The sequence below is a fragment of the Acidobacteriota bacterium genome, from assembly GCA_030697165.1.
Classification (GTDB): Bacteria; Acidobacteriota; Vicinamibacteria; order Vicinamibacterales; family UBA2999; genus 12-FULL-67-14b.
Genome location: JAUYQQ010000023.1, coordinates 45,383 through 67,237 on the forward strand (window position 1 = coordinate 45,383; position 21,855 = coordinate 67,237).

The window sequence follows — 21,855 nt, forward strand, 5'->3', positions numbered from 1 at the left end:
GCGATCATAACAATTTCGCGAGCTGTCCCAGCGTGGGACTGATGCGCTCGACCAAGCGTGGGCGCGCCAGCGCCGCGGCCAACGGACCGGGCAACGGCACGGCCTGGCCAATGGCCGGCTCCACCACTTCCCTGAATTTGGCAGGGTGCGCGGTGCTCAAGAACAGGTGCCACGGTGCCAGGGTGCCAGGGCCCGCCGTCGCGGCCGGAGGCCGCTTCGGCGCGGTCTCGCCGTAGCTCGCCCGATTGTCCGCGAGCGGAGGCGGATGCCAGGGTGCTTTCGTGCCAAGGTAGGCAATAGCCGTGTGGGGATCGGCGACGTATCCGTACTGCCCGTGCAGCTCAGCGATTGCACGCTTCACGTCGGCGTCGGTATGCGCGTTCGCGGTGATCAGGTCGCTCATGGCGCCGCGATCGCCGCCGAACAGCCAGGCCAGGCGCTCGAAGTTGCTGGGCGCGCCAACATCCATGGCGTTGGCCACGGTCGCGATCGAAGGTCGAGGTTCGTAGCGGCCAGTCTGCAGGTACCGCGGGACCGTGTCGTTGACGTTGGTGGCGGCGACAAAGCCGCTGATCGGCGCGCCCATTCGCCAGGCCATGACGCCCGCCACCAGGTTGCCGAAGTTGCCGCTCGGCACCGAAACCACGACCCGCGCGCCGGGGGGCGCGTTCAGCGCGGCATACGCGTAGTAGAACATCTGCGGCACCAGCCGCCCCAGGCTGATCGAGTTGGCCGAGGTCAACCGCACACGCTGCCGCAGCCCCTCGTCCGCGAACGCCTGCTTCGCCAGGCCCTGACAATCGTCGAACGAGCCGGCCACGGCCACCGCCATGACGTTGCCGCCGAGCGTCGTGAACTGCGCCTCCTGCACGGTACTGATCTGGCCTTCGGGATAGAGCACCACCACGCGGGTGCGCGGCACGCCCCAGAACGCCTGGGCCACGGCGCTGCCGGTGTCGCCGCTGGTCGCCACCAGGACCGTCAGCTCTGTCACCTTCGCGCGAGGCGCATCGGTGGACAGGTCGAGATGCGAGAGGAATCGGGCCAGTGTGCGCGCGCCGAAGTCCTTGAACGCGAACGTCGGGCCGTGAAAGAGCTCAACGACCCGCAACGACTCATCGAAGCGGACAATCGGCACGGGAAAGTTGAGCGCGTCGCGAATCAGCGCGGCCAACTCGGCCTCGTCGAACTCGTCGCCCAGCAACGACTGAGCCATCGCCACGGCCACCTCGGGGAACGGCGCCAGGCGAAGCCGGTCCCACCACTCCACAGGCCGGCGCTCGAGCGTGGCGGGCACATACAGCCCGCCGTCTGGGGCGATGCCGGCCACGACCGCTTCGCGGAAAGGCACGGCCGGGGCCTTGCCTCGCGTGCTGATGCAAATCACGAGATCACCCGCGCCCCCTGACGGCCGACCAGCGACACCCACAAGTCGGCGCCGACGCCGCTCTCGGCGTTGAACGCGCGCTGCATCGCCTCGCCGGCGTGCCTCGCCACCGCCAGTGAACTGGCGAGAGCGAACACGCTCGGTCCCGATCCCGACAGGCTGCAGCCGAGCGCGCCGGCCGCCAGCGCGGCGGCCTTCACGGCGTGGAAGCCCGGCACCAGCGAGGCGCGCCTGGGCTCGGCAATCACATCCTCGAGCGACCGCGACAGCAGCGCCTGGTCGCCGTTGAACAACGACGCCACGAGCGCCCCCAGATTGCCCCACTGGCGGACCGCGTCGCGCAGGCTGACCTGGTCGCCGAGCAGCGCTCGCGCGGCGCCGGTCTGCACCTCCACGTGGGGATGCAAGACCGCACAGGCCAGCCCATCGGGTACCGGCAGCCGGACGATGTCGGGAGGGTTGGCGCTGCGGGCCAGGATGAATCCGCCGTACAGCGAAGGCGCCACGTTGTCGGGATGCGAGGCACCGCACCCCGCCTGCTCGCCGGCCATGGCGCACGCCAGCAGCAGCTCGAGGGTCGCCGGCCGGCCCAGGAGTTCGTTGACGGCGACGACCGCCGCCACCGCGCTGGCGCCGCTGCTGCCAATGCCGCTGGCGAGCGGCAGGCCCTTGTGGATGGTGAGCGAGACGCCCCGGGTGGTTTCGAGCCGCTGCAGCAAGGCCTGGACTGCTGCCCCGGCGGTGTTTCGGGCAGGATCAGTCGGCAACCGGCCGCCATCGCCTTCAATGCCGGCGATCGTGACCCCGGCGCCGTCCTTTTGCGCGGCAATGACGATGTCGCCGGGTTCGTCGAGGGCGAAGCCGAGCACGTCGAAGCCACAAGCGACGTTAGAGACCGAACCTGGGGCGTATGCAGCAATCATCTGTGGCTAATCTGTGTCGAATCTGTGGCTGGTGTCGAATCTGTGGCCTGTGTCGAATCTGTGGCCGTCATTCGGAGCGGATCGGGATGGGCACGCCGTCGGCGCCAACGGCCACCAGCACCACTTCCGCCTCGGTCACCTTGACCCGCTCGCCGTGACCGGCGCCCCACCGTTCAGCTTCGACCAGCACCTTGACGGTGATGGAGGTGCGGCCGACCCGGGTCGTTTCCGTAAAGAAATTGACCAGGTCGCCCACGAAGACCGGCGCGTGAAACTCGACGGCGTTCATGGCCTTGGTCACGTAGCGATGAGGCGCGGTCTTGCGCGCCTCGACGGCCGACGCCAGGTCCACATGGGCGAGGATGACGCCGCCGAAGATGGTGCCGAGCGCGTTGGTGTCTTTCGGCAGCAACAGCACCTTGATGGCGGGAATCCGGTCAGACATGACCAAGAGCTTAACGCTCCGGCTGAAGCAGGAGCCGACAGTTTTCTGCGCAACCGAAAAAAACTGAGTCGGTCAGGTTTTTTCCGTTTATTCTGTTTATCCAGAAGATGAGCAAAGTTGCAGGCGGAAGCCTGAACGCGGGCACCAGCCCCGGAAGCACCCCTTGGTCGGCCACCGAAGCCGCCGAGTTATACGACGTCCCCCGCTGGGGCCAGGGTTACTTCTCGGTGGGCGAACAAGGCCACCTGCAAGTCCACCCCAACAAGGATCCGCTACGCGGCGTCGATCTCAAACGGTTGATCGATCGGCTGCAGTTGCGCGGCCTCGCGGTGCCGATCCTGCTCCGCTTCACCGACATCCTCAAGCACCGGCTGGGCGAGATTCACGGCGCGTTCCAGAGCGCCATCAACCAGAACCAGTACCAGGGCAAGTACGTCTGCGTCTACCCGATCAAGGTGAACCAGCAGCGTCAGGTCGTGGAAGAGGTGCTCAACTTCGGCGCCCAGTACGGCTTCGGCCTCGAAGCCGGCAGCAAACCGGAACTGCTGGCCGTGTCGGCCATGGCCAATAACGACACGCCGATCATCTGCAACGGCTTCAAGGACTACGAGTTCATCGAGATGGCGATGCTGGCCCAGAAGATGGGACGGCAGATCATCCCGGTGGTCGAGAAGTACACCGAGCTCGACCTGGTGCTGGAGTACGCGGAGAAGGTCGGCGTGCGCCCGAACATCGGGATGCGCGTCAAGCTGGCCGCCCGCGGCTCGGGGCGCTGGCAATCGTCTGGCGGCTTCCGTTCCAAGTTCGGCCTGACGGTCACCGAGATCCTGCGCGGCTTCGAAGAACTGAAGAAGCGCGGCATGGAAGACTGCCTGAAGCTGCTGCACTTCCACCTCGGCAGCCAGATCACGCACATCCGCATCATCAAGGGCGCCCTCAACGAAGCAGCCCGGGTCTACTGCGAGCTGGCCAAGCAGGGCGCCGGACTGGAATTCCTCGACGTCGGCGGCGGCCTGGGTGTGGACTACGACGGCTCGCAGACCAACTTCGAGTCGTCCATGAACTACACGCTCCAGGAATACGCCAACGACGTCGTCTATCACATCCAGACGGTGTGCGACGAAGCCGGCGTCAAGCACCCGACGATCATCTCCGAGAGCGGGCGCGCGATTTCCGCGTATCACAGCATGTTGATCTTCAACGTGCTCGGCACGCTCAACTTCGGCGACGAGACGATCCCGACCGAGGTCAAGGACGACTTCGAGCGGCCGCTGGTGGACCTGATCGAGGCATATCACGGTGTCACCGGGCGCAATGCGACCGAGACCTATCACGACGCGCAGCAGGCGCTCGACATGGCCATGAACCTGTTCAGCGGCGGTTACCTGTCGCTCGAACAGCGCTCGCACGCCGAGAACCTGTACTGGGCGATCTGCGACAAGATCAACAAGCTGTGCAAGGACATGCCGGACGTGCCGGAAGAGCTGAAGGCGCTCGAAGAGCTGCTCTCAGACACCTACTTCTGCAACTTCTCGCTGTTCCAGTCGATCCCCGACAGCTGGGCGATCAAGCAGCTGTTCCCGGTCATGCCGATCCACCGCCTCAACGAGCGGCCGACCGAACACGCCGTGCTGAGCGACATCACCTGCGACTCGGACGGCAAGATCGATTCGTTCATCGATCGCCGCGACGTCAAGAAGACGATCATGCTCCACCGCTTCAACGGGGAGCCCTACTACCTTGGCGTCTTCCTCGTCGGCGCCTACCAGGAGATCCTGGGCGACCTCCACAACCTGTTCGGCGACACCCATGCGGTGCACATCTCGCTCGGCGAGAACGGCATTGACCACACCGAAGGCGCGCGCGTCGAGCACATCATCAAGGGCGATACCGTCCGCGAGGTGTTGAAGTACGTGGAGTTCGAACCGGAAATGCTGATGAGCAAACTGCGCCGCGACGTGGAACAGGCGGTGAATGGCGGCCGCATGGAAGACCCGCAGGCCGGCCGGCTGCTGCGCTTCTACGAAGAGGCGCTGCAGGGCTACACCTACCTCGAAGATCCCAACGCTGATTAGTCCGCCTGAAGGCGGACTCCACATTTCATGCAGTGTCCGGCTTCAGCCGGACCGATTTGATGTGGTGTCCGGCTTTAGCCGGACCGGCGACGCGCCATCAAGACCCAGCACTTCATTCGCAAGCCGGCTCCGTTCGGCGACGCTCACCGTGCTGTCCACGAGCGGCACCACCAGCCGGCGGATCTCCGTCTCCAGCACGTTGTCGAGGAATTCGAGCGCGTTGTCGTGCACGACCTGGTTGTCGGACTGCACGCCGTAGTACGCGCTGTGCAGGTCGACATCCGGATGCAGCAGCGCCAGCAGCCGGAAGATCCGCTCCACCTCCTGCGGCATTGATTCCCGCAGTCCCGTCACGGCCGGATCCGCCACGTCAGCACCATCGACCATCGTCCCCAGCAACTGGTAGGAGCGATAGTGGCCGAGGATCTCTGCCGACAACACCGTCTCGATCAGCGACCGGTCGCGCGGCAGTTCGGGATGCGTCTGGTGCAGCTTGTTGAGCGCCGCAATTACCAGGAACCGCAGCGCGGTGTCGCCCTCCAGCACCGCGTCGTTGAGCGCCTTCGCGGCGGCCGGTGTCCCCATCCGCGCGAGCACCTCGGCCGCGTCCTGCGCGAGGTCGGGGTGTTTCAGGAGGTCGAGCAAGCACGGCAAGAGGTCCGAGTGCGGATGGCGGGACACCGCGCGCAGCGCTTCGCGAGCCACGCCGGCGTCGTCATCGGCGAGCAGTTGCGCGTGCAGGGCGGCCACCGGATCCGGTGGGTCCGCGATGTGCGCCAGTAGTCGCGCCGCTTCGAGCCGCGCGCGCCGGCCCTCGGTCCCGGCCTCGCCTCCGAGCGCCACGAGCATCAGGTGCGCGGCCTCCAGATTCTGCGCCCGGCCCGGCCGCGCGAGGTAGGCGACGACCGCCGACCGGATCGCGTAGTCGGCGAAGGCGCCGGGCTCTCCAACGCGCGTGAGGGGATCCAGATTCGCATGTCGGGCCAGGTATCGCATCGCCTCGACCCGCACGTCCAGGTCCTCATCTGTGAGCAGCGCGTCGATGCGCCGCACGACGGTGGTGTCGGAGGCATCGTTCAGCAAGGACACAGCCCTGGCCCGCGCCTCGGCCGCCGGATGATCGAGCAGCGCCTGGATGGCCGGGTTCGTCGTTCGCTGCCGTCCCACCGCGAAGAGATTCAATGCATAGACGACCTCTCGCGGGTCGGAGGACGTCAGCCGGACGGCCAGGAGGTCGGTCATCGATCGGTCCAGGACCGCCGCCGACGCCCGTTCGGCATCGAGACGATGCTCGTGGATGCTGGCGCGGAGCGTGTCCACGTAGAGGCGGCGGGCGATGATCGCCGCGGCGATCCATCCGGCGACCAGTACCAGGACGACCCAGCTGACCCGCGCCGGGGCCCAGCCCATCCCCTTGCCGAACGCCAGCACGGCGATCGCCGATAATCCATCGCCGAACCGCCATACCACCGTGTCGATGAACGACTTCACCTGGTTCTTGATCCCGGCCGGGACCGGCAGGTACAGGAGCTCGACGCTCGGCTTGTCCACGGAGTACTGCAGCACGTTGATGCACGAACGCAGCGCGATCGCCGCCCAGATCGTGACCGATCCCCACAGGAGCACGCCGGTCGATCCGAAGACGAACGCCACCGGCACGACCAGCAGCGCAGGCCCCAGGCCGAACCGGCGCAGCAACCGTCCGGTCACCGCCAACTGCACCAGAAAGCCGAGGATCCCGGCGTAGAAGTAGAAATCGCCGAAGAAGGCCGCCAGCAGGTCCTTCTGCGGGATGAAGGACTTGGCGAGCGCCTTGAACTGCCATCCGGCAAGGCTCGTGGTGATGTTGGCCACCAGGATCAGGAGGGCGATCGCGCGCAGGTACGGGATGTCAGCGATCTTTCTAAGGCTATCGACGACGTTGACCCGAGCTGCCTCGGCCGGCGCCGTTGCGCGCATCCCGTCCCGGCGCCGCCAGATGAGCGGCACCAGCCCCGCGCAGACCACCATGGCGAGCGCGACCGCAAGCAGCAGGCTCTCGGCGCCGAACAGCCGCGCCAGCAGGCCGCTGAGCTTGGCGCCGACGACCGCGCCAAGAATCGCGCCGCTGCCGATCAGGCCGAACACCCGCTTCGCTTCGCGCGTCGTCAGCACGTAGCTCGCGAGCGTCCATACCTGCACCGGCGCGAGCGCGCCAAAGAGGCTGACCCAGATGTAGATGACCGGAGAGAGCCAGGGCGGATCGTGAACCGTGGCGACATACCACAGCGCGACGAGGTTGGTCGTGTAGACCAGCAGGCTGCCCGCCAGGAGCATCGGCAGCGTCAGGTGCCGCCCGACCGACAGGTAGCCGGCTACGACGGCGCCGATGAGTCCCGCGCTCGCGAGATCGACGTAGGCGAGATCGACCGCGAGGTAGTCGTCCAGGAACAATGCGTCACGCGCGATCCGCGCCGCCATGTAGCTGGACATGACGAGGAACAGGTACGCGAACAGGAGGAGCCCGCGGGTGGTGTCGCCCGGCTGCAGGTTCAGGAGGCGCTCAAGTGGTCGGGCCATGAGGCGTGAGGCCGATAGTGGTCGGTCGGGCCGTCCGAGTCAACCACGCCGGCAGTTCCTGGTCAGATCGCTGTCGCAGCTATTTCGCGGCGCTCGGCTATGGGCGGCGTCACGAACGCCGGATCGACCGTCAGGCGGCAGGCATCGCCGTCTGTGGATGCGGCGACCTCCCGGGCTTATCGGGCTGTGAACCTGTCGATGGCCACGAGGCCGGCGGTCAGGAGCGGTATGAGGATCAGCATGAACGTCGACAGGCGGAGGCCGACCAGTTCGGGCAGCATCAGCTTGCCTCGATCCCCGACCTTCATTAGCGTCTTGCCGAGCCAGCCAGAGGCTTCGGCAAATAAGTACGAACCGAGCATGAGTCCGGCGACACCGGCAATCGCATCCCAGTTTCCCTGACCGAGGGCCGCCGCACCCGTGCCGGGACAATACCCGATCAGCGCGAATCCGACACCAAAGAGCAGTCCCCCGCTGATGTTGGCGGCGTAGCGGGTTGGCTTGATGTGCAGCTTGACCAGGCCGAGCGCGTAGAGACTGAAGACGCCGATGCTGCCGACGATAATCGCCGACAGCATGACCTTGACCACGGTGAAATCTTCCAGCAGCAAGACACCCAGCAGAATGTGGTACTTGGCGACGCCGCCCTTTTGCAGCAGGAACCCGAAGATCAAGCCGAACAGCAAGCCCAACACCAGTTGCCTGGTGGAGAACTCTTTTCCCCCAGCTGTATCTTTCTCGGGCCCGCCTCTCTCGACGGGCAGACCGTGTGATTTCTGGACTGTGGTGGCAACGGACATGGTGGGCACTTAAAGGCGAAACATCAACATGGCGGTGGCGATGCCGCCCATGAAGAAACAGATCAACGACACCCAGGAACCGACGGACAGCTGCAACGCACCGCTGATGCCGTGGCCGCTGGTGCAGCCACCGGCCAGTCGCGCACCAAAGGCCATGAACACGCCTCCGATCGAGGCGGTGGCCGTTCGCAGCGCGTAGCTGCCCTCACCAAAACGTGCTTCCCACATGGGCGGCAACCATTCGCCAGTCAGCTCGTTCCCATGCCAGGCGGCCAGAAACGCGCCGCCGATCGCTCCGACGACGAGCATGACTTCCCAGTCCACTTTTGGCTTATTGGCCTGGTAGAACTTGAGCGACTCGGTATGCCTGGGCGCGACCATCTTGCCCAATAGCCCTGCGACGCGGGCGTACGCCTTCGAAGCACCGAGGGGTGCGTCCGATACGTAAAAGGTCAGCATCGTCAGGAGTCCAATCAACGCGCCGACCAGGTAGGGCGACCACGCAGGTCCCGAGTATTGCAGCGGGTCCGTACCAACCTGCTGCGCCGCGGCGATCGCCGGCAGCAGGAGAAGGGCGAGCGGGGTCGCGAGGGTTGGCCAGCTCATGATGGGGTGCCTGTGATGTGGGTTACTTTTCAACTGGGAACTTCGCGCTCTTCCAGGCTTGCCAGCTTCCGGGGACGTTGTGAACGTGAAAGCCCTCCTGCTGGAGAATGCTGGTGCCCAGGCTGGCCCGGTAGCCGCTGTCGCAGTAGATGACGACGGGCTTCTCCTTCTGGAGTTCATCAGCGCGTTGTTCCAATTCAGGCAAGAAGATGTGGAGCGCGCCGGGGATGTGCCCCTCTTTCCATTCGTCGGGGGAACGAACATCCACAATCTGCAGTTCGTCCGCGCGGTCCTTCAGCTCGTGAACCGTCATCTGACGCACGTCCAGAAGGGGCAGGCTGGCGTTGTTCCAGGCCTTCATGCCGCCGACCAGGTAACCGGCGAACCGGGTGTAGCCGGTTCGCACGAAAAGCGGCACGACATTATCCACGTCCTGATCGCTCTCCAGAACCAACAAGATGGTCCGCGCGGGATCGATCAGCCAGCCGGCCCAGATCGACAGCTCAGGCGAGCCGGCGATGTTCAGGGCATTCTTGATGTGGCCGCCCCCGAACGCCAACATGCTGCGAGTATCCACCAGCACCGAGTCGCCGCTCTTGACGGCCGCCGCAAAGGCCGTGGGTGGGAGACCCGGCACGAACGGGAGAGTTCCGATCACCTCCGGCCCCTGCGCGTTGAGTTTCTTCATCCGCTTGTAGTAGGCCGGCTCGGGCGGCGCGGTGGATAAGACAAACTCCTTGAACTCGTCGCGATTGGGGCGCTGCAAGTACGGATTGAATTTCCGCTCGTAGCCGATGGTGCTGGTCAGCCGGTCGCCGATCGACGCTCCGCACGGCGAACCGCTCCCGTGCGCTGGATAGATGATGACATCGTCGTTGAGCTGCAGGTAATACGAGTAGAGGGTGTCGTACAGTTCCCCGGCAAGTTCCTCAGATTGATCGCTGCCCATGAGGTCCGGACGGCCGGCGGAGTTGACGAAGAGTGAATCGCCGGTGAACACGCCCCACGGTCTGGGCGCCCGCTTCTTCTCGGCCGCCTCGTAGGACATATGTTCCGGCGTGTGCCCAGGCGTGTGGCGGGCGGTCAGGACCAGATCGCCGAACTCAAAGGTGTCGCCATCCTTCACGAGCTGGTGCTCAAAGCCGTACTGCGCCTCTCCTTCTTCGCTCACACAAATGCTGGCGGTTTGCGTGCGGTCGGCAAGTTCTCGCGCACCGCTGACGAGGTCTGCATGAATGTGCGTCTCGAAGACATGCGTGATCGAGACCTTGCGCTTGCGTGCCAGTTCCACATAGATCGCGACGTCGGCTCGCGGGTCAATCACGGCCGCCGTGCCGGTCTTATCGTCGCCGATGAGGTACGACAACTCGGCAATGCCTTCGGTTTGGACCGATTCGAAGATTATGGACACGTCTGGCTTCTACCTCGATTTTATCGAGTGCAAGAAGGACGCCAGCGGAGGCGTGGCTTGCCGGCGGGGCGCTGCCCTCAACTGAGCCTGCGCCCCGGCCTTTAGTCTCCAGGATGGATACCTTAACCAGCGGAGCGTGGCTGCCCGAGCACCGCCAGCAGCGACAACGGATCGACGCGCGCCTCGCCGGCGCGCACGGCCCAGTGCAGGTGAGCACCGGTGACCCGCCCGGTGGCGCCAACCAGGCCGACGCGTTGGCCCGGCGTGACCATCGCCCCCTCCTCGACGTCGATCCTCGACAAGTGCGCGAGCGTCGAGAACAGGCCGAGCCCGTGGTCGATGATCACGGTGCCGCCCGAAAAGTACAGGCTGCGCGCCACCGCGATGCGTCCGGCGTTTGGCGCGCGGATCGGAGTGCCGGCCGGACTCAGAAAATCCGCACCACCATGCGAGTTGCGCGGCTGCCCGTTGAAGATGCTGCGCGTGCCGAACGCGCTGTTCGCGACGTGCGGCACCGGCCGAATGAACGCCGTCGTCCACAGCCGGTTGGGGGCTGACGATTGCCAGGTCGCGGCGAGCAACGCTGACTCACGCTCGATCCGCGGCTGCTCGGCGACTGGCGGCGTTACGAACGCCGGATCGACCGTCAGGCGGCGGGTGCGGAACGTCCGCGGCACGATGCGAAGATCGTGGGTTCCCCGCGCCACTGCCTCTGCGCTCGCGCTCTCAACCGTGACCTGATACGTGCCCGGCTCGACGTCGAGATCCACGCCAACGATGGCGCGCCAGGTGTCGCCGTCCTGGTATGCGGCGACTTCCCGATCGAAAGCCAGCACGCGCATGGCGTCGGTTGCGATTGGCGGCACGATGGCGAGGACGACGACCTCTCCGGGGCGCAGCGACCGCGCCCGTGCCGAGATCTGAATCGGCTCAACCGCCAGCGCCAGCGACGCCGCGAGAGCGACAAGCGCGACAGTAGACATTGGTTGCACACCCACCTCGCAGGCCCTAACGCTGACGAGTCCGCCTGACGGCGGACTCCACATTGATGTGGTGTCCGGCTTTTAGCCGGACCGACGAGCCAACCTCAACTCCAGGTGGCGCTTCACGTCCGGCCACTCGCCGGCGAGGATGCTGTACAGCACGCTGTCGCGCACGGTGCCATCGGCACGGGCCTGGTGGTGGCGCAACACGCCGTCCTTCTTCGCGCCGATCCCCTCGATCGCCTTCTGTGACACGAAGTTGAAGTTGTCGGTGCGCAGGCCGACCACCCTGCAGCCAAGTGTGTCGAACGCGTGCGACAGCAGCAGAAGCTTGCAGGTGGTGTTGACGTGGCTCTTCTGGCAGCGTGCCGCGTACCAGGTGTAGCCAATCTCGACGCGATCGATCGCCGGGACGATGTCGTGGTAGCGCGTGCTGCCGACGATGTCCCCCGACACGAGGTCGCGGACGGCCCACGGCAACATGTGGCCGTCGGCCTGCCCCTTCAGGGCAGCGGCGATGTAGGGCGCGGTGCCGGCCGCGTCGGGCACCGAGGTATACCAGAGCTTCCACAGCTCGCCGTCGGCAGCGGCGGCGGCGAGGCCCTCGCGATGCTGAGGCCCGAGCGGTTCGAGACGGATGCCGTTCTGTTCGAGCGTGGTGGGGCCTGGGGCCATCATTTCGCAATTCTATCGAAGGAAGGGGCCGCGAAGTGCTGTGACATAATACGGCCGCCGTGGGTGCGAAGCTGTTGGCCGCCGGAATCGACGCGCTCGGCTGGGCGCTCGAGTCGACTCCCAATGTCGTCTTCGCCGCCAGCGCCGATGGCCGTGTGACCTTTGCCAACGCCGCGGCGCGAGCGCACTGGGGCGATGCGGTCAAGGAAGGCGCACCAGCCGCCGGCCTTTTCGCTGACGAGGCGCGCGGGCGCCTCGCCGCCGTTGCGGCCCGGGCGCTCACGAGCGGGGAGACCGGCGCCTTCGAGGCCAGCGAACTCGACCGTAGCGGGGTCCGCACGTGGGCGCGCTATGCCCTCTCTCCCCTGCGCGAGCGCGAAACCATCACCGGTTACCTCTGCATCGCCACCGACGAGACGGCGCTCAAGCGCTCCGAGCTCCGCCTCCAGCGAAGCGAGCAGCTCATGGTTGACACCCAGGGCGTGGCCCACCTCGGCACGTGGGAATGGGACATCAGCCAGCCGACGGCTGAATGGTCCGACCAGCTGTACCAGATCTACGGGCTGAAGCGCGCGCAGTATACGCCCAGCTACGAGGCGTACCTGACGATGGTGCATCCCGACGATCGCCAGCGCGTGATTGACGCGACCAACCGGGTCTTCCTGGAGCACGTGCCCTACTCGCACGACGAGCGGATCTTCCGTCCCGATGGCACGCTCCGTTACTTGCACACGTGGGCGTATCCGGTGCTCGACGACGCCGGCAAACTCACGCGCCTGGTTGGTGTGTGCCAGGATTGCACCGATCAAAAGCTCGCCGAGGAGCAGGTCCTGCAGCTCAACGCCGCCCTGGAGCGCCGGGTGGCCGAGCGCACCCGGACTGTCGAGGCGTCGTTACGCGACGTCGAGGCGTTCAACGCGACGGTCAGCCACGACCTGCGCGCGCCGCTCTCGGTGATCTCGCAGAGTTGCGCGATCCTCTCCCATGACCAGGACAACCTGCCGCCACTCGTGGCCGAATCCCTGGCCCGCATCCGGCGCTCGGTGTCGCACATGACCGAGCTCATCAACGTCCTGCTGGCGCTCGCGAAAGTGGGTAACGCACCGCTCGAACGCTCGGAGATCGACCTCTCGCGGCTGTGCCACGAGGTCGTCTCGAACCTTCGCCTGATCTCGCCCGAGCGCGAGGCGACCGTCACCATCGCGCCTGGTCTGCGCTGCACGGTCGACGCCAGCCTGATGCGCTCCGCCATGGACAACCTCATCGGCAACGCATGGAAGTACTCCTCGCGCGTCCCGCATTCGCGCATCGAGATCGGCACGGTGGCGGCCGGTGGCCGCGCCGCCTTTTTCGTCCGCGATAACGGTGCGGGCTTCGACATGAAGGACGCGCATCGTCTGTTCGCGCCCTTCGAGCGTCTCCACACGTCGAACGAATTCGAGGGCACGGGCGTGGGTCTTGCGACCGTGCAGCGGATCATAGAGCGGCACGGCGGGCGCGTTTGGGCCGAGAGCAAGCCCGGTCAGGGTGCGACGTTCTTCTTCGAGCTTCCGTAAGGCCGACCTCACGTCTGCGGGCGACGCGGACTTGCTGGCGCCTTGAGAAACATGCCGGACCAATTTGATCTGCTGATTACGGGCGCCACGGTCGTGACCGGCGCCACCGTGACGCCGGCGTCACTGGCAGTGAGGGCCGGCACGATTGCCGGCATTCTGGATCCCGCCGCGCGGCCGCCGGCCGCCAGCGTGATCGACGCCAGCGGCCTGCACGCGCTCCCAGGCCTCATCGACACGCACGTGCACACGCGCCACCCGGGCGTGGCCGAGCGCGAGGACTTCCGGTCGGGCACCGCCGCGGCCGCAGCCGGCGGCATCACGACGCTGTTCGAGATGCCCATTGCCAAGGTGCCGACCAATAGCGCCGACGGGGTCGAGCGTCGCATCGCGGCCATGACCCCCGAGGCGTACATCGACTTCGCGCTCTACGGCGGCGCCGGGCACGAGAACCTGGCCGAGATCGCCGGCCAGGCCGCCGCCGGGGTGGTGGCGTTCAAGACGTTCCTGCAGCCGCCTCCGCCAACACGGCTCGACGAGTTCTTCGGCCTGTGGTGCACCGATCACGCGGCCCTGCGGGGCGTGATGACGGCGGTCGCCGCCACCGGCCTGCGGCACTGCTTCCACTGCGAAGACACGCCGATGTTCCAGGCCCTGCAGGCGCAACTGGCCGAGGCCGGACGCCGCCGCGGGCGGGCTCACGCCGAGAGCCGCCCGCCGATCGTGGAAGAGGTGTCAGTCGCGATGGTGCTGGCGCTGGCCGCCGAGTGCGGCGGGCCCGTGGGTGTGGTGCACTGCTCGAGCGCCCGGTCAGCGCAGCTGGTGGCTGACGCGCGCGCGCGCGGCCTCGACGCGACGGTGGAGACCTGTCCGCCGTACCTGTTCTTCACGGAGGAAGCGCTCGACCGCCTCGGGCCGTTTGCCAAATGCAACCCGCCACTGCGCTCGGCCGAGGGCGTGCAGGCGCTCTGGCGTGCCCTCGACGCCGGCCACATCGACTATCTCGGCACCGACCACTCGCCGTTTCTCGCGCACGAGAAGGCCGCTGCCGCCGACGACATCTTCAAGGCGCCGCCCGGCTTGTGCGGTCTCGAGGTGATGGCGCCGTTGATGCTGACGGCGGTCGCCGAAGGACGGCTCACGCTGCCGCGCATGGTCGAACTATGCGCGACCCGCGCCGCTGACCTGTTTCGACTGGCGGGCAAGGGCCGCGTGGCCGAGGGCGCTGACGCCGACCTCACGCTGGTGGATCTCGGTGCGGACTGGACCTACGACAGCCGGCAGGCCCTCAGCAGGTCGCGAGACAACATGGCCATCTACGACGGTGTGCGGATGCGCGGGCGCGTGATCTCCACTTTCGTGCGCGGCTTGCGCGTCTTCCACGAGGGCGCCATCACCGGCCCCGCCGGGCACGGCCGCTTCGTGAGGCCGGCGTGACGCCCATCCTCGGCATCGTCACCATCGGGCAAACGCCGCGTCCGGATCTGGCCGAGGCCTTTGGCGCGGAGGCGCCGCGTGCGGAAGTGCGAGTCGCGGGCGCACTGGACGGTATCCGCCCTGAGGCCCTGGCCGCGCTCCAGGAAAGTCCGGCGTCAGGGTGTGAGGCGCTCGAGTATCCGCTGCTGGTGCGTCTGGCGTCTGGCACGCACATCGAGGTGCCGCTGGATCGCCTGGTGCCACGCGTCACGGCGGCGGCGCGCCGGCTGGCCGCCGATGGCGCCGTGGCGATCGTGGTGGCGTGCGCGGGCGCCTTTCCCGACATACCGTGTCCGGTCCCCATCCTGCTGCCTGGCCGCATCGTGCCGGCCGTCGCCGGCGCCCTCAGCCGTACCCGCCGCGTCGGCATCGTCACGCCCAACCGGGCGCAGGTGCCCTACGCCGAACGCAAGTGGCAGGCCGATGGCTTCGCGCCGACGGTCACCTGGGCCTCACCGTCGCGCGACGACGAGATGGCGCGCGCGGCCGACGAGCTGCGTGGCGCCGACCTCGACCTGATCGTGATCGACTGCATGGGGCATGCCGACGATGCGCGGCAGGCGATGGCCCAGTGGACTGGCCGGCTCGTGATCGCGGCGCAGTCGGTAGTGGCCAAGGTCGCCGGCGCGATGATCTGACGGCGGGTCGGACCCAGTTGAATCTGCGGCTGTCCCCCTTGTTGTCGACCCAGCAATCTACGGCGCTTCGTGCGCGATGCGGCCCCCCACCATCGTCAATCGGATCGCACCGTTCAACAGCGCCTCCGGCGTGGTCGACCCCACGACCAGCGGATCGATGTCCATCACCGTGATGTCGGCGGCGCGGCCCACGGCCAGCGTGCCGCGGTCGCCCTCGGCAAACGCCGCGTACGCCGCCCACGTTGAGTACCCGCGCACGGCCTCCTCGGGGGTCACGCGTTGGTCGGGATACCAGCCGCCCTCGGGCTGCTGCGCCTTGTCGCGGCGCGTGATCGCCGCATGCAGGCCGTAGAAAATCGAGTGGTCCGAGCCGGTGAGGTCGGAGCCGAAGGCGAGCCTGACGCCACGCTGGCGGAACGTCCGCCACGCATAGGCACCCTTTACGCGCTCGGGCCCCAGGCGGGCTTCGGCCCACGGCTTGTCTTCCACGGCGTGCGGCGGTTCCACCGAGGCAATCACGCCGAGCGAGGCATAGCGCGCGAAGTCGTCGGGGTGGACGACCTGCGCGTGCTCGATGCGGTTGCGATTGTTGCGCACGGCGGCGTTGCGGTCCTGCACCGACTGGATGAAGTCGAGCGTCTCACGGTTGCCGGCATCGCCGATGGCGTGAATGCCGACCTGGAAGCCCGCCGTCATCAGCTCGGCCACCAGGGCCTGGTCGAATCCGTAGTTGCCGCCGCTCACACCGCGGTGCCCCTTTTGGTCGGCGTAGTCGTCGATCAGGCGCGCGCCGCGCGAACCGAGCGAGCCGTCGTAGTACGCCTTCACCGATCGCACGGTCAACATGGCCGCCGGCTCGAGGCGGGGGCCCTTCTTCAACCAGGCGCGGCTGAGCGCCGTGTCGCGGGCCGAGAGCATGGCGTAGACGCGCACCGGCAGTTCGCCCGAGGCCTCGAGCGCCTCGAACGCCGTCATCAGCTCCGCGTCCGCGCCGGCTTCGTGCACCCCGGTGAACCCGTCGCGGGCCATGCGCTTGAGTCCGGCCAGCACCCAGGCGCGCACCTGGTCGGGCGGCGGCGGCGGCACCGCGCCCTCGAGCAGCGTCACGGCGCGATTGAGCAGCGTGCCAGCCGGCTCGCCCTTCGCATCTTTCAGAATCTCGCCCCCTACCGGCGGCTGGGTGGCGCGGGTGATACCGGCTTTCTCGAAGGCCAGCCGGTTACCCCACACGGCGAACCCGTGGAGGCTGTCGAGCACGACCGGGTGGTCAGGTACCCGCTCACTCAACAAGCGCATCGTGGGGTATCGGCCGGCCCACGCACCCTCGTCCCAACCCCGGCCCACCACCCACTCGCCCTTGGGCACGTTGGCCGCGTACGCGACCGTGCGGGCCACGGCTTCCTCTTCGGTCGCCACGCCGGTCAAGTCCAGTTGTGTCTCGGCTTGGCCAAGCTCCCGGATGTGCACGTGCGAATCCACCAGCCCCGGCAGCGCGGTGGCGCCCTTCAGGTCCACCACGCTCGTGGCGGGGCCGCGATAGGCCTCGGCCTGCTGCGACGTTCCAGTAAAGACGATCCGGCCGGCGCGGATGGCGACGGCCTCGGCATCGGGCCGCCAGCCGTCGACAGAATGTGGGGCGCCGGCGGCGGGCTTGCCGTCTGCGGCGGGGTCGTCCCAGGTGAACGTGTAGACGCGCCCGTTCGTCAGGAGCGTGTCGGCGGGCGCCACGGTGGGCGTACTGGTGCACGCGGCGGTGAGCGCAAGCGCGCACAGGGCGCCGCTGGTAATGCGGAGAGTCATGCTGCTCATGATATCGGACGATACGCTAGCCTGCCTTGCATGAGAGCGCTCTCGGTGTCTGGCGCAGGTGCCCGGTACCGCCAGGGGTGCAGCTTGAGGGTCGCAGCGCTGCCAGTTCCGTCGAAGGATACCTGGACTGCGCCGATCAGAGTCCGCGAACCTGCACTGCGACCAGCAAGAGCCCGAATCCGATGATCCACGACCACTGTGCGAGCTGGCTGTCGACACTGATGACACCGAACGTGGCCAGCAGGGCGACGGCGTAGAGGACGACGCAGATCAGCCAGGTGATCTGTTTGGGAGCAGATGGATTCGTTGCCATAGTGCCGGGAGCATACGCCCGCCCGGGTTCGGCGCCCTGTGCAATTGAGCACATCGGTCCTGCTCCTTGGGAATACGATTGACGTCATGGACTGGGCCACACGCCTTGCCGCTTTCGTCGCCCACAAGACAACCGCCGCGGTGACGGCGCGCATCCCGGGATATGTCACGACGGAGTCCCACGGTGCGGGGCTCGGTCTTCGCTCGATCACCAACGCGTGGGCGAGCGAGCGCTTCGATGGCCCGTTCTTCGAATCCGACGCGGCCGACCCGTCGCTGCCAGCGGTGAACACCGTGTTTGTTCGATCCTCAGATGGCAACACCGGTGCCGAGAATCCAATGGACCTGGGCGGAGGCCTGACCGACAAACACCTGATCTACGAGGGTCTGTCAAGCGCTCACGCCGACGCGATCATCACCGGCGCTTCAACGATTCGCGGCGCACAGATGATCATGGCCATCTGGCATCCGGAATTGGTGGCCCTGCGGTCCACCCTGGGACTTGATCGCTATCCCGCGCAGGTGGTGGCCACGCGCAGCGGGGACTTGGACATCGAGTCCGCGTTGTTGTTCAACGTTCCCGAGCTGCGTGTCTTCATCTTGACTAACGACACAGGGGCGGAAGAGTTGGCACCGCACACCAGGCCACGGCCATGGATCCGGGTAGTGAGCGGCGGCCGAGCATCTGATGTCATCGCCGGATTGAAGACGCTGCGCGCGGATCATGGCATCACGCGAGCATCGTGCATTGGCGGCCGGACACTGACGACCCAGTTGATCGATGCCGGTGTCGTCCAGGATCTCTACCTGACGACCTCACCCAAAGCAGGCGGCGAGCCGAATACACCGTTCTACACCGGCGCACGGCCTCTCAACACCGCGCTGGTCGTCAGTAAAGCCGGCCGGGACGTAGAAACGGGTGTCCGATTCGAGCACTTTCGGTTGGCCGACGACTGACGCTTCCTGTTGTCCATCTCGCCGGTCAGGCCCAGTACGGCCTGAACAGACATCGGTGCCCTGTGCAATCGAGCACATCCTTAGGCCGGACGATGCCGGCCGGCCCGTCTGAATCCGTATGACGGCCGTCATGGAAGACCGGGCTCCGGACGGCTACAATGACTTGTGCAGTCGTGGTCTCGCTGGCCCTATCTGCTGCTGCCACTGTGTTGCGAGCCGGTTGTGAGGCTGGCATCCCAGTCGGCGGAACCCGCGGGTCCGGCAAGCGTGCGGGAGTTACTCTCGCCGCTGGTTGAGCCGGTTAACCGTGGTTGTCCCGGGTCCGCCGGGGAGGCCGCGTCTTCGGCGATTCGATCGCCCGACGCGCCGTTGACGGCTCTGTTCATCGACGGCTGCCGGCGGTCGCCAACCCTGCAACGGCTCGCAGACGCGATCGGCCGCACCGACGGTGTCGTGTACATCTCTATCGGCGCGTGTCCAGTCCGGTCGCTCCGCGGGTGCCTGCTACACGCGATCGCAGACACCGGGAATGCCCGCTACATGTGGATTCGGCTGAGCGCCAACACCGACTCGGTGATCCTGGTCAGCACCCTGGCGCACGAACTGCAGCACGCGCTCGAAGTATTGGGGCGCGCCACCGTCCGCAGCCAGCGCGATTTGCTCGAGTTCTATCAGTCCCACGAGTCGCAAGCCTTTAGCTCGACCACCTCAGCGGGGCCGTTTCGAACCTACGAAACGAGTGCGGCCATCGCCGTGGCCGCCGTAGTTCGGGCGGAACTGGGGGCTGCGTCTCGCGGCGTGGCCGCGGACGACCGTGAGTGAGGCACACGGTCAGCGGCTGGGTCACGGCGCGGGCACGCCCGGGCTACGGCTCACCTATTCCTTTGTCCTCGAGTTCAAACGTCCCACTCGCTCGCATCTCTACTTCTGGCCCGGCTTGTAGGTCCGCTCGGTGTGGCCCTCGAGCTGCTCCCGATAGAAATAGACGTCGCGCAGGTTGCCGGTAGCATAGCGATCGGCCTGGTCGTTGAAGTGCTTCGAGCCCGGCACGCTGTTGACGCCGCCGGCGGTCACGGCCTTGGCCGTCACGCGGTCGCCGAACTCAACAACGGCGACGAAGCTGTTGCCGCTGGTGCCGTACCACTTCTTCGTGCCCGGATACGCGCGTGAGCCGAACGACGCCAGCGATCCCCAACGCGCCGAGGCAAACATCACCGGCGTGCTCGGCTTCGCATCGTCAAACTGCTGGACGATGTTCCCGTCGTTGCGCTGGAAGCGGTTGATGTCGCCCCACGGGGTCTGCCATTTGCCGAAGTCGGCCTGCAGCTTGTCGGCGGCGGCCGCCAGCGACTCCAGTCGCTCTTGCGCCGTTGCCCTGCTCTTCATGTACTCGTAGGTGTTCACGCCGGCTTTGCGTGCCGCCGGGGCCACGCGCTGCCACAGGTCTTCGCCGTAGAAGATCGCCACGGACGTCGGCACCGAGGTGGCCGACCAGCGGTAGTCCCAATCCTTGAGCGCGGCAACCTGGTCCGCGACCTTGGCCTTCAGGGGATTGGACGAGGCCGCCTGCGCGTGCGCCTTCAACAGCAGCGGAATCTGGATCTCGAACTCCGGCAGGTAGCTGGAGTAGGCGGCGGCGATGTGCGAATCGATGGTGAAGCCCTTCTTGCCGTCGAGCACGCGGATCGCGTGCACGCCACGCGGGTTCTCGCTGCCCGTGTCCATGTACGCCGGGAAGTCTTTCTGCTTCGGGCTGTGCGCACCCGCCGCCGAGTACGGGTAGTTGTTGGTGTTGTAGACCCAGCCGTTCGGCGGGTTCACGACATTGGGCGATTCGTCGAACGAGTGCAGGCCGTTCCACTCCGTCGCCGGGTTGGTGCCGTCAACCGGCCGCGACCAGTCGAACTTCGGGTCGCGCTTCGGGACAAAGTTCGAGTGGAAGTAGGCGATGTTGCCGTCGGCATCCGCATACAGGGTGTTGTTCGACGAGTTGGTGTGCAGCGCCATCACTTTCTTGTATTCGTCGAGAGTGCGGGCCTTGGTGCGCAGGTAGGACTGCTCGAGCGCCTTGAGCGGCTCGTTCATCAGCCGGACACTCACCCACTTGCCGTCAACCGAGCGGACAATCGGCCCACGGTGCGTCTGGTAGACGGTGAACTCCTTGTTCGCCAGGCCGGCGCCCGATTTGTAGGGCACGGTGATCTTGGTCGCGGTCAGCGGCCGTTCTTCGGTCCCGACCCGATAGGTGTAGGTGCCGTCGGCCTTCTTGGTGACCGTCTCGAGGTACTCGTCGATGTTGTCAACGCTGCTGCTGGTGTGCATCCAGCCGGCCTTGTCGTTGAATCCCTGGTAGATGAAGAACTGGCCCCAGGTCAGCGCGCCGTAGGCGTTCAGGCCCTCTTCGCTTACCATCTGCGCCTCTTCGCGGAAGAAGAACGAGGTGTGGGGGTTGATCAGCAACTGCGCCTTGCCCGACGCGGTGTTGGCGCCGGCAATGGCGAAACCGTTCGAGCCGCGAGGTTCCTCGGGAGGAGCGAGGACATCCGTCGAGTCCAAGCGCGCCGTGCTGGTCGGCGGCGCGGCCGCCCCATAAAACGCCTCGAGCTGACCGATGTTCACGCGCTCGATGTCGCCGCCAATGCTGCCCTCGCTGAAGCTGAGCGCCATCCACGGCTCGAACTTCGTAATCACGCGCGGCTTCACGTCGGGATGGGTGGCCAGGTAGAAATTGAGGCCGTCGGCCCACGCGTCCATCAGCGCCTTGAGCCATGGCTCCGCCTTGGCGTAATCGGCCTTGAGGTTGACCGGGTCGATGAACAGCTTCATGCGCAGGTCGCGATAGATCTCGGCCTCGCCTTCCGCTTCGGCGAGCCGGCCCTGCGAGTTGATGAAGTTGGTCTCGACGCGGTTGAAGTCGTCTTCCGCCTGGGCGTACATGAGGCCGAACACGACGTCGGCGTCGGTCTTGGCGTAAATGTGCGGGATGCCCCAGTCGTCGCGAATAATCGTGACGCCGTCGGCGCGCTTCTGCCAGGCGGCGACTTCAGGGCTGACGGGGGGCGCGGCGGGCTGCGACGAACAGGAGGCCAGCGCGAGGACACAGAGCAGGGCAAGCTTCTTCATGGCCCCGGAATTCTATCTCAGGGATCGGGGATCGGGGATCAGGGATCAGGGATCAGGGATCAGGGATCAGGGGATCGGGGATCGGGGATCGGGGATCAGGGATCGGCGATACCCTGATCCCTG

At 66.5% G+C, this 21,855-nt stretch carries 18 protein-coding genes; 6 read left to right on the forward strand and 12 right to left on the reverse strand.

The features are described 5' to 3' along the window. Positions 1-4 precede the first annotated feature (4 nt). The 3 genes from thrC to Q8T13_22370 form a co-directional block, all read right to left on the reverse strand. Positions 5-1,387, reverse strand: coding sequence for a threonine synthase (gene thrC, locus Q8T13_22360; protein MDP3720515.1), 1,383 nt, complete (start codon positions 1,385-1,387; stop codon positions 5-7). Next, positions 1,384-2,310 (reverse strand): homoserine kinase, encoded by a 927-nt coding sequence (locus Q8T13_22365; GenBank protein ID MDP3720516.1) that lies wholly within the window; start codon positions 2,308-2,310, stop codon positions 1,384-1,386. Before Q8T13_22365 ends, thrC begins: the two co-directional genes overlap by 4 nt. Positions 2,311-2,377: 67 nt before the next feature. Next, positions 2,378-2,755, reverse strand: a complete 378-nt coding sequence (locus tag Q8T13_22370; protein MDP3720517.1) for a hotdog domain-containing protein — start codon at positions 2,753-2,755, stop codon at positions 2,378-2,380. Between the two features lie 107 nt (positions 2,756-2,862). Here Q8T13_22370 and speA point away from each other — a divergent pair, with 107 nt between their 5' ends. Beyond that, a complete protein-coding gene (gene speA / locus Q8T13_22375; GenBank protein MDP3720518.1) occupies positions 2,863-4,830 on the forward strand; it encodes a biosynthetic arginine decarboxylase in 1,968 nt (655 codons plus the stop codon). A 42-nt stretch (positions 4,831-4,872) separates the two neighbouring features. Here the strand turns inward: speA and Q8T13_22380 are convergent, their stop codons facing one another. From Q8T13_22380 to Q8T13_22405, 6 genes are all read right to left on the reverse strand, one after another. After that, positions 4,873-7,389: an Npt1/Npt2 family nucleotide transporter gene (locus Q8T13_22380; GenBank protein MDP3720519.1), complete on the reverse strand. Its 2,517-nt coding sequence runs from the start codon at positions 7,387-7,389 to the stop codon at positions 4,873-4,875. A 176-nt stretch (positions 7,390-7,565) separates the two neighbouring features. Continuing rightward, the gene (locus tag Q8T13_22385) at positions 7,566-8,189 is read right to left on the reverse strand and encodes a YeeE/YedE thiosulfate transporter family protein (GenBank protein MDP3720520.1); all 624 of its coding nucleotides are present in this window, start codon (positions 8,187-8,189) and stop codon (positions 7,566-7,568) included. 9 nt (positions 8,190-8,198) lie between these two features. Continuing rightward, complete coding sequence (locus Q8T13_22390; protein ID MDP3720521.1) at positions 8,199-8,795, reverse strand: YeeE/YedE thiosulfate transporter family protein; 597 nt, start codon at positions 8,793-8,795, stop codon at positions 8,199-8,201. Positions 8,796-8,817: 22 nt separating this feature from the next. Beyond that, on the reverse strand, positions 8,818-10,206 hold the full coding sequence (locus Q8T13_22395) for an MBL fold metallo-hydrolase (protein ID MDP3720522.1): 1,389 nt from the start codon (positions 10,204-10,206) through the stop codon (positions 8,818-8,820). Positions 10,207-10,328: 122 nt separating this feature from the next. Beyond that, entirely contained in the window at positions 10,329-11,189 is an 861-nt protein-coding gene (locus Q8T13_22400; protein ID MDP3720523.1) for a peptidoglycan DD-metalloendopeptidase family protein, read from the reverse strand. An 81-nt stretch (positions 11,190-11,270) separates the two neighbouring features. Continuing rightward, positions 11,271-11,867 carry a GNAT family protein gene (locus tag Q8T13_22405; protein MDP3720524.1) on the reverse strand — a complete coding sequence of 199 codons (597 nt, stop codon included), beginning with the start codon at positions 11,865-11,867 and terminating at the stop codon, positions 11,271-11,273. Positions 11,868-11,923: 56 nt separating this feature from the next. Between Q8T13_22405 and Q8T13_22410 the strand changes: the two genes are divergently transcribed. From Q8T13_22410 to Q8T13_22420, 3 genes are read left to right on the forward strand one after another with little or no spacing between them, the layout of a single operon-like run. Next, on the forward strand, positions 11,924-13,420 hold the full coding sequence (locus Q8T13_22410) for an ATP-binding protein (GenBank protein ID MDP3720525.1): 1,497 nt from the start codon (positions 11,924-11,926) through the stop codon (positions 13,418-13,420). 51 nt (positions 13,421-13,471) lie between these two features. Continuing rightward, a complete protein-coding gene (locus Q8T13_22415) occupies positions 13,472-14,854 on the forward strand; it encodes an amidohydrolase family protein (GenBank protein ID MDP3720526.1) in 1,383 nt (460 codons plus the stop codon). Further along, on the forward strand, positions 14,851-15,531 hold the full coding sequence (locus Q8T13_22420; GenBank protein MDP3720527.1) for an AroM family protein: 681 nt from the start codon (positions 14,851-14,853) through the stop codon (positions 15,529-15,531). The genes Q8T13_22415 and Q8T13_22420 overlap by 4 nt, the downstream gene beginning before the upstream one ends. A 57-nt stretch (positions 15,532-15,588) precedes the next feature. Here Q8T13_22420 and Q8T13_22425 read toward each other — a convergent pair whose 3' ends face one another. Together Q8T13_22425 and Q8T13_22430 are read right to left on the reverse strand one after the other, a co-directional pair. Next, positions 15,589-17,331, reverse strand: a complete 1,743-nt coding sequence (locus Q8T13_22425; protein MDP3720528.1) for an amidohydrolase — start codon at positions 17,329-17,331, stop codon at positions 15,589-15,591. A gap of 145 nt (positions 17,332-17,476) precedes the next feature. Then, on the reverse strand, positions 17,477-17,653 hold the full coding sequence (locus tag Q8T13_22430) for a hypothetical protein (protein ID MDP3720529.1): 177 nt from the start codon (positions 17,651-17,653) through the stop codon (positions 17,477-17,479). 86 nt (positions 17,654-17,739) lie between these two features. On the opposite strand from Q8T13_22430, the gene Q8T13_22435 reads away from it, so the two are divergent. Both Q8T13_22435 and Q8T13_22440 read left to right on the forward strand, forming a co-directional pair. Further along, positions 17,740-18,609, forward strand: coding sequence for a dihydrofolate reductase family protein (locus tag Q8T13_22435; protein ID MDP3720530.1), 870 nt, complete (start codon positions 17,740-17,742; stop codon positions 18,607-18,609). 540 nt (positions 18,610-19,149) lie between these two features. After that, on the forward strand, positions 19,150-19,431 hold the full coding sequence (locus Q8T13_22440; GenBank protein MDP3720531.1) for a hypothetical protein: 282 nt from the start codon (positions 19,150-19,152) through the stop codon (positions 19,429-19,431). A gap of 99 nt (positions 19,432-19,530) precedes the next feature. Here the strand turns inward: Q8T13_22440 and Q8T13_22445 are convergent, their stop codons facing one another. Then, positions 19,531-21,732 (reverse strand): penicillin acylase family protein, encoded by a 2,202-nt coding sequence (locus Q8T13_22445; protein MDP3720532.1) that lies wholly within the window; start codon positions 21,730-21,732, stop codon positions 19,531-19,533. Between the last annotated feature and the right edge of the window lie 123 nt (positions 21,733-21,855).

Excerpts from the sequence above, each read along its gene's own strand:
- Q8T13_22365 (MDP3720516.1), bottom strand. The coding sequence starts at position 2,310 with ATGATTGCTGCATACGCCCCAGGTTCGGTCTCTAACGTCGCTTGTGGC.
- Q8T13_22370 (MDP3720517.1), bottom strand. The coding sequence starts at position 2,755 with ATGTCTGACCGGATTCCCGCCATCAAGGTGCTGTTGCTGCCGAAAGAC.
- speA (MDP3720518.1), top strand. The coding sequence starts at position 2,863 with ATGAGCAAAGTTGCAGGCGGAAGCCTGAACGCGGGCACCAGCCCCGGA.
- Q8T13_22380 (MDP3720519.1), bottom strand. The coding sequence starts at position 7,389 with ATGGCCCGACCACTTGAGCGCCTCCTGAACCTGCAGCCGGGCGACACC.
- Q8T13_22385 (MDP3720520.1), bottom strand. The coding sequence starts at position 8,189 with ATGTCCGTTGCCACCACAGTCCAGAAATCACACGGTCTGCCCGTCGAG.
- Q8T13_22390 (MDP3720521.1), bottom strand. The coding sequence starts at position 8,795 with ATGAGCTGGCCAACCCTCGCGACCCCGCTCGCCCTTCTCCTGCTGCCG.
- Q8T13_22400 (MDP3720523.1), bottom strand. The coding sequence starts at position 11,189 with ATGTCTACTGTCGCGCTTGTCGCTCTCGCGGCGTCGCTGGCGCTGGCG.
- Q8T13_22405 (MDP3720524.1), bottom strand. The coding sequence starts at position 11,867 with ATGATGGCCCCAGGCCCCACCACGCTCGAACAGAACGGCATCCGTCTC.
- Q8T13_22415 (MDP3720526.1), top strand. The coding sequence starts at position 13,472 with ATGCCGGACCAATTTGATCTGCTGATTACGGGCGCCACGGTCGTGACC.
- Q8T13_22425 (MDP3720528.1), bottom strand. The coding sequence starts at position 17,331 with ATGACTCTCCGCATTACCAGCGGCGCCCTGTGCGCGCTTGCGCTCACC.
- Q8T13_22430 (MDP3720529.1), bottom strand. The coding sequence starts at position 17,653 with ATGGCAACGAATCCATCTGCTCCCAAACAGATCACCTGGCTGATCTGC.
- Q8T13_22435 (MDP3720530.1), top strand. The coding sequence starts at position 17,740 with ATGGACTGGGCCACACGCCTTGCCGCTTTCGTCGCCCACAAGACAACC.
- Q8T13_22440 (MDP3720531.1), top strand. The coding sequence starts at position 19,150 with ATGTGGATTCGGCTGAGCGCCAACACCGACTCGGTGATCCTGGTCAGC.
- Q8T13_22445 (MDP3720532.1), bottom strand. The coding sequence starts at position 21,732 with ATGAAGAAGCTTGCCCTGCTCTGTGTCCTCGCGCTGGCCTCCTGTTCG.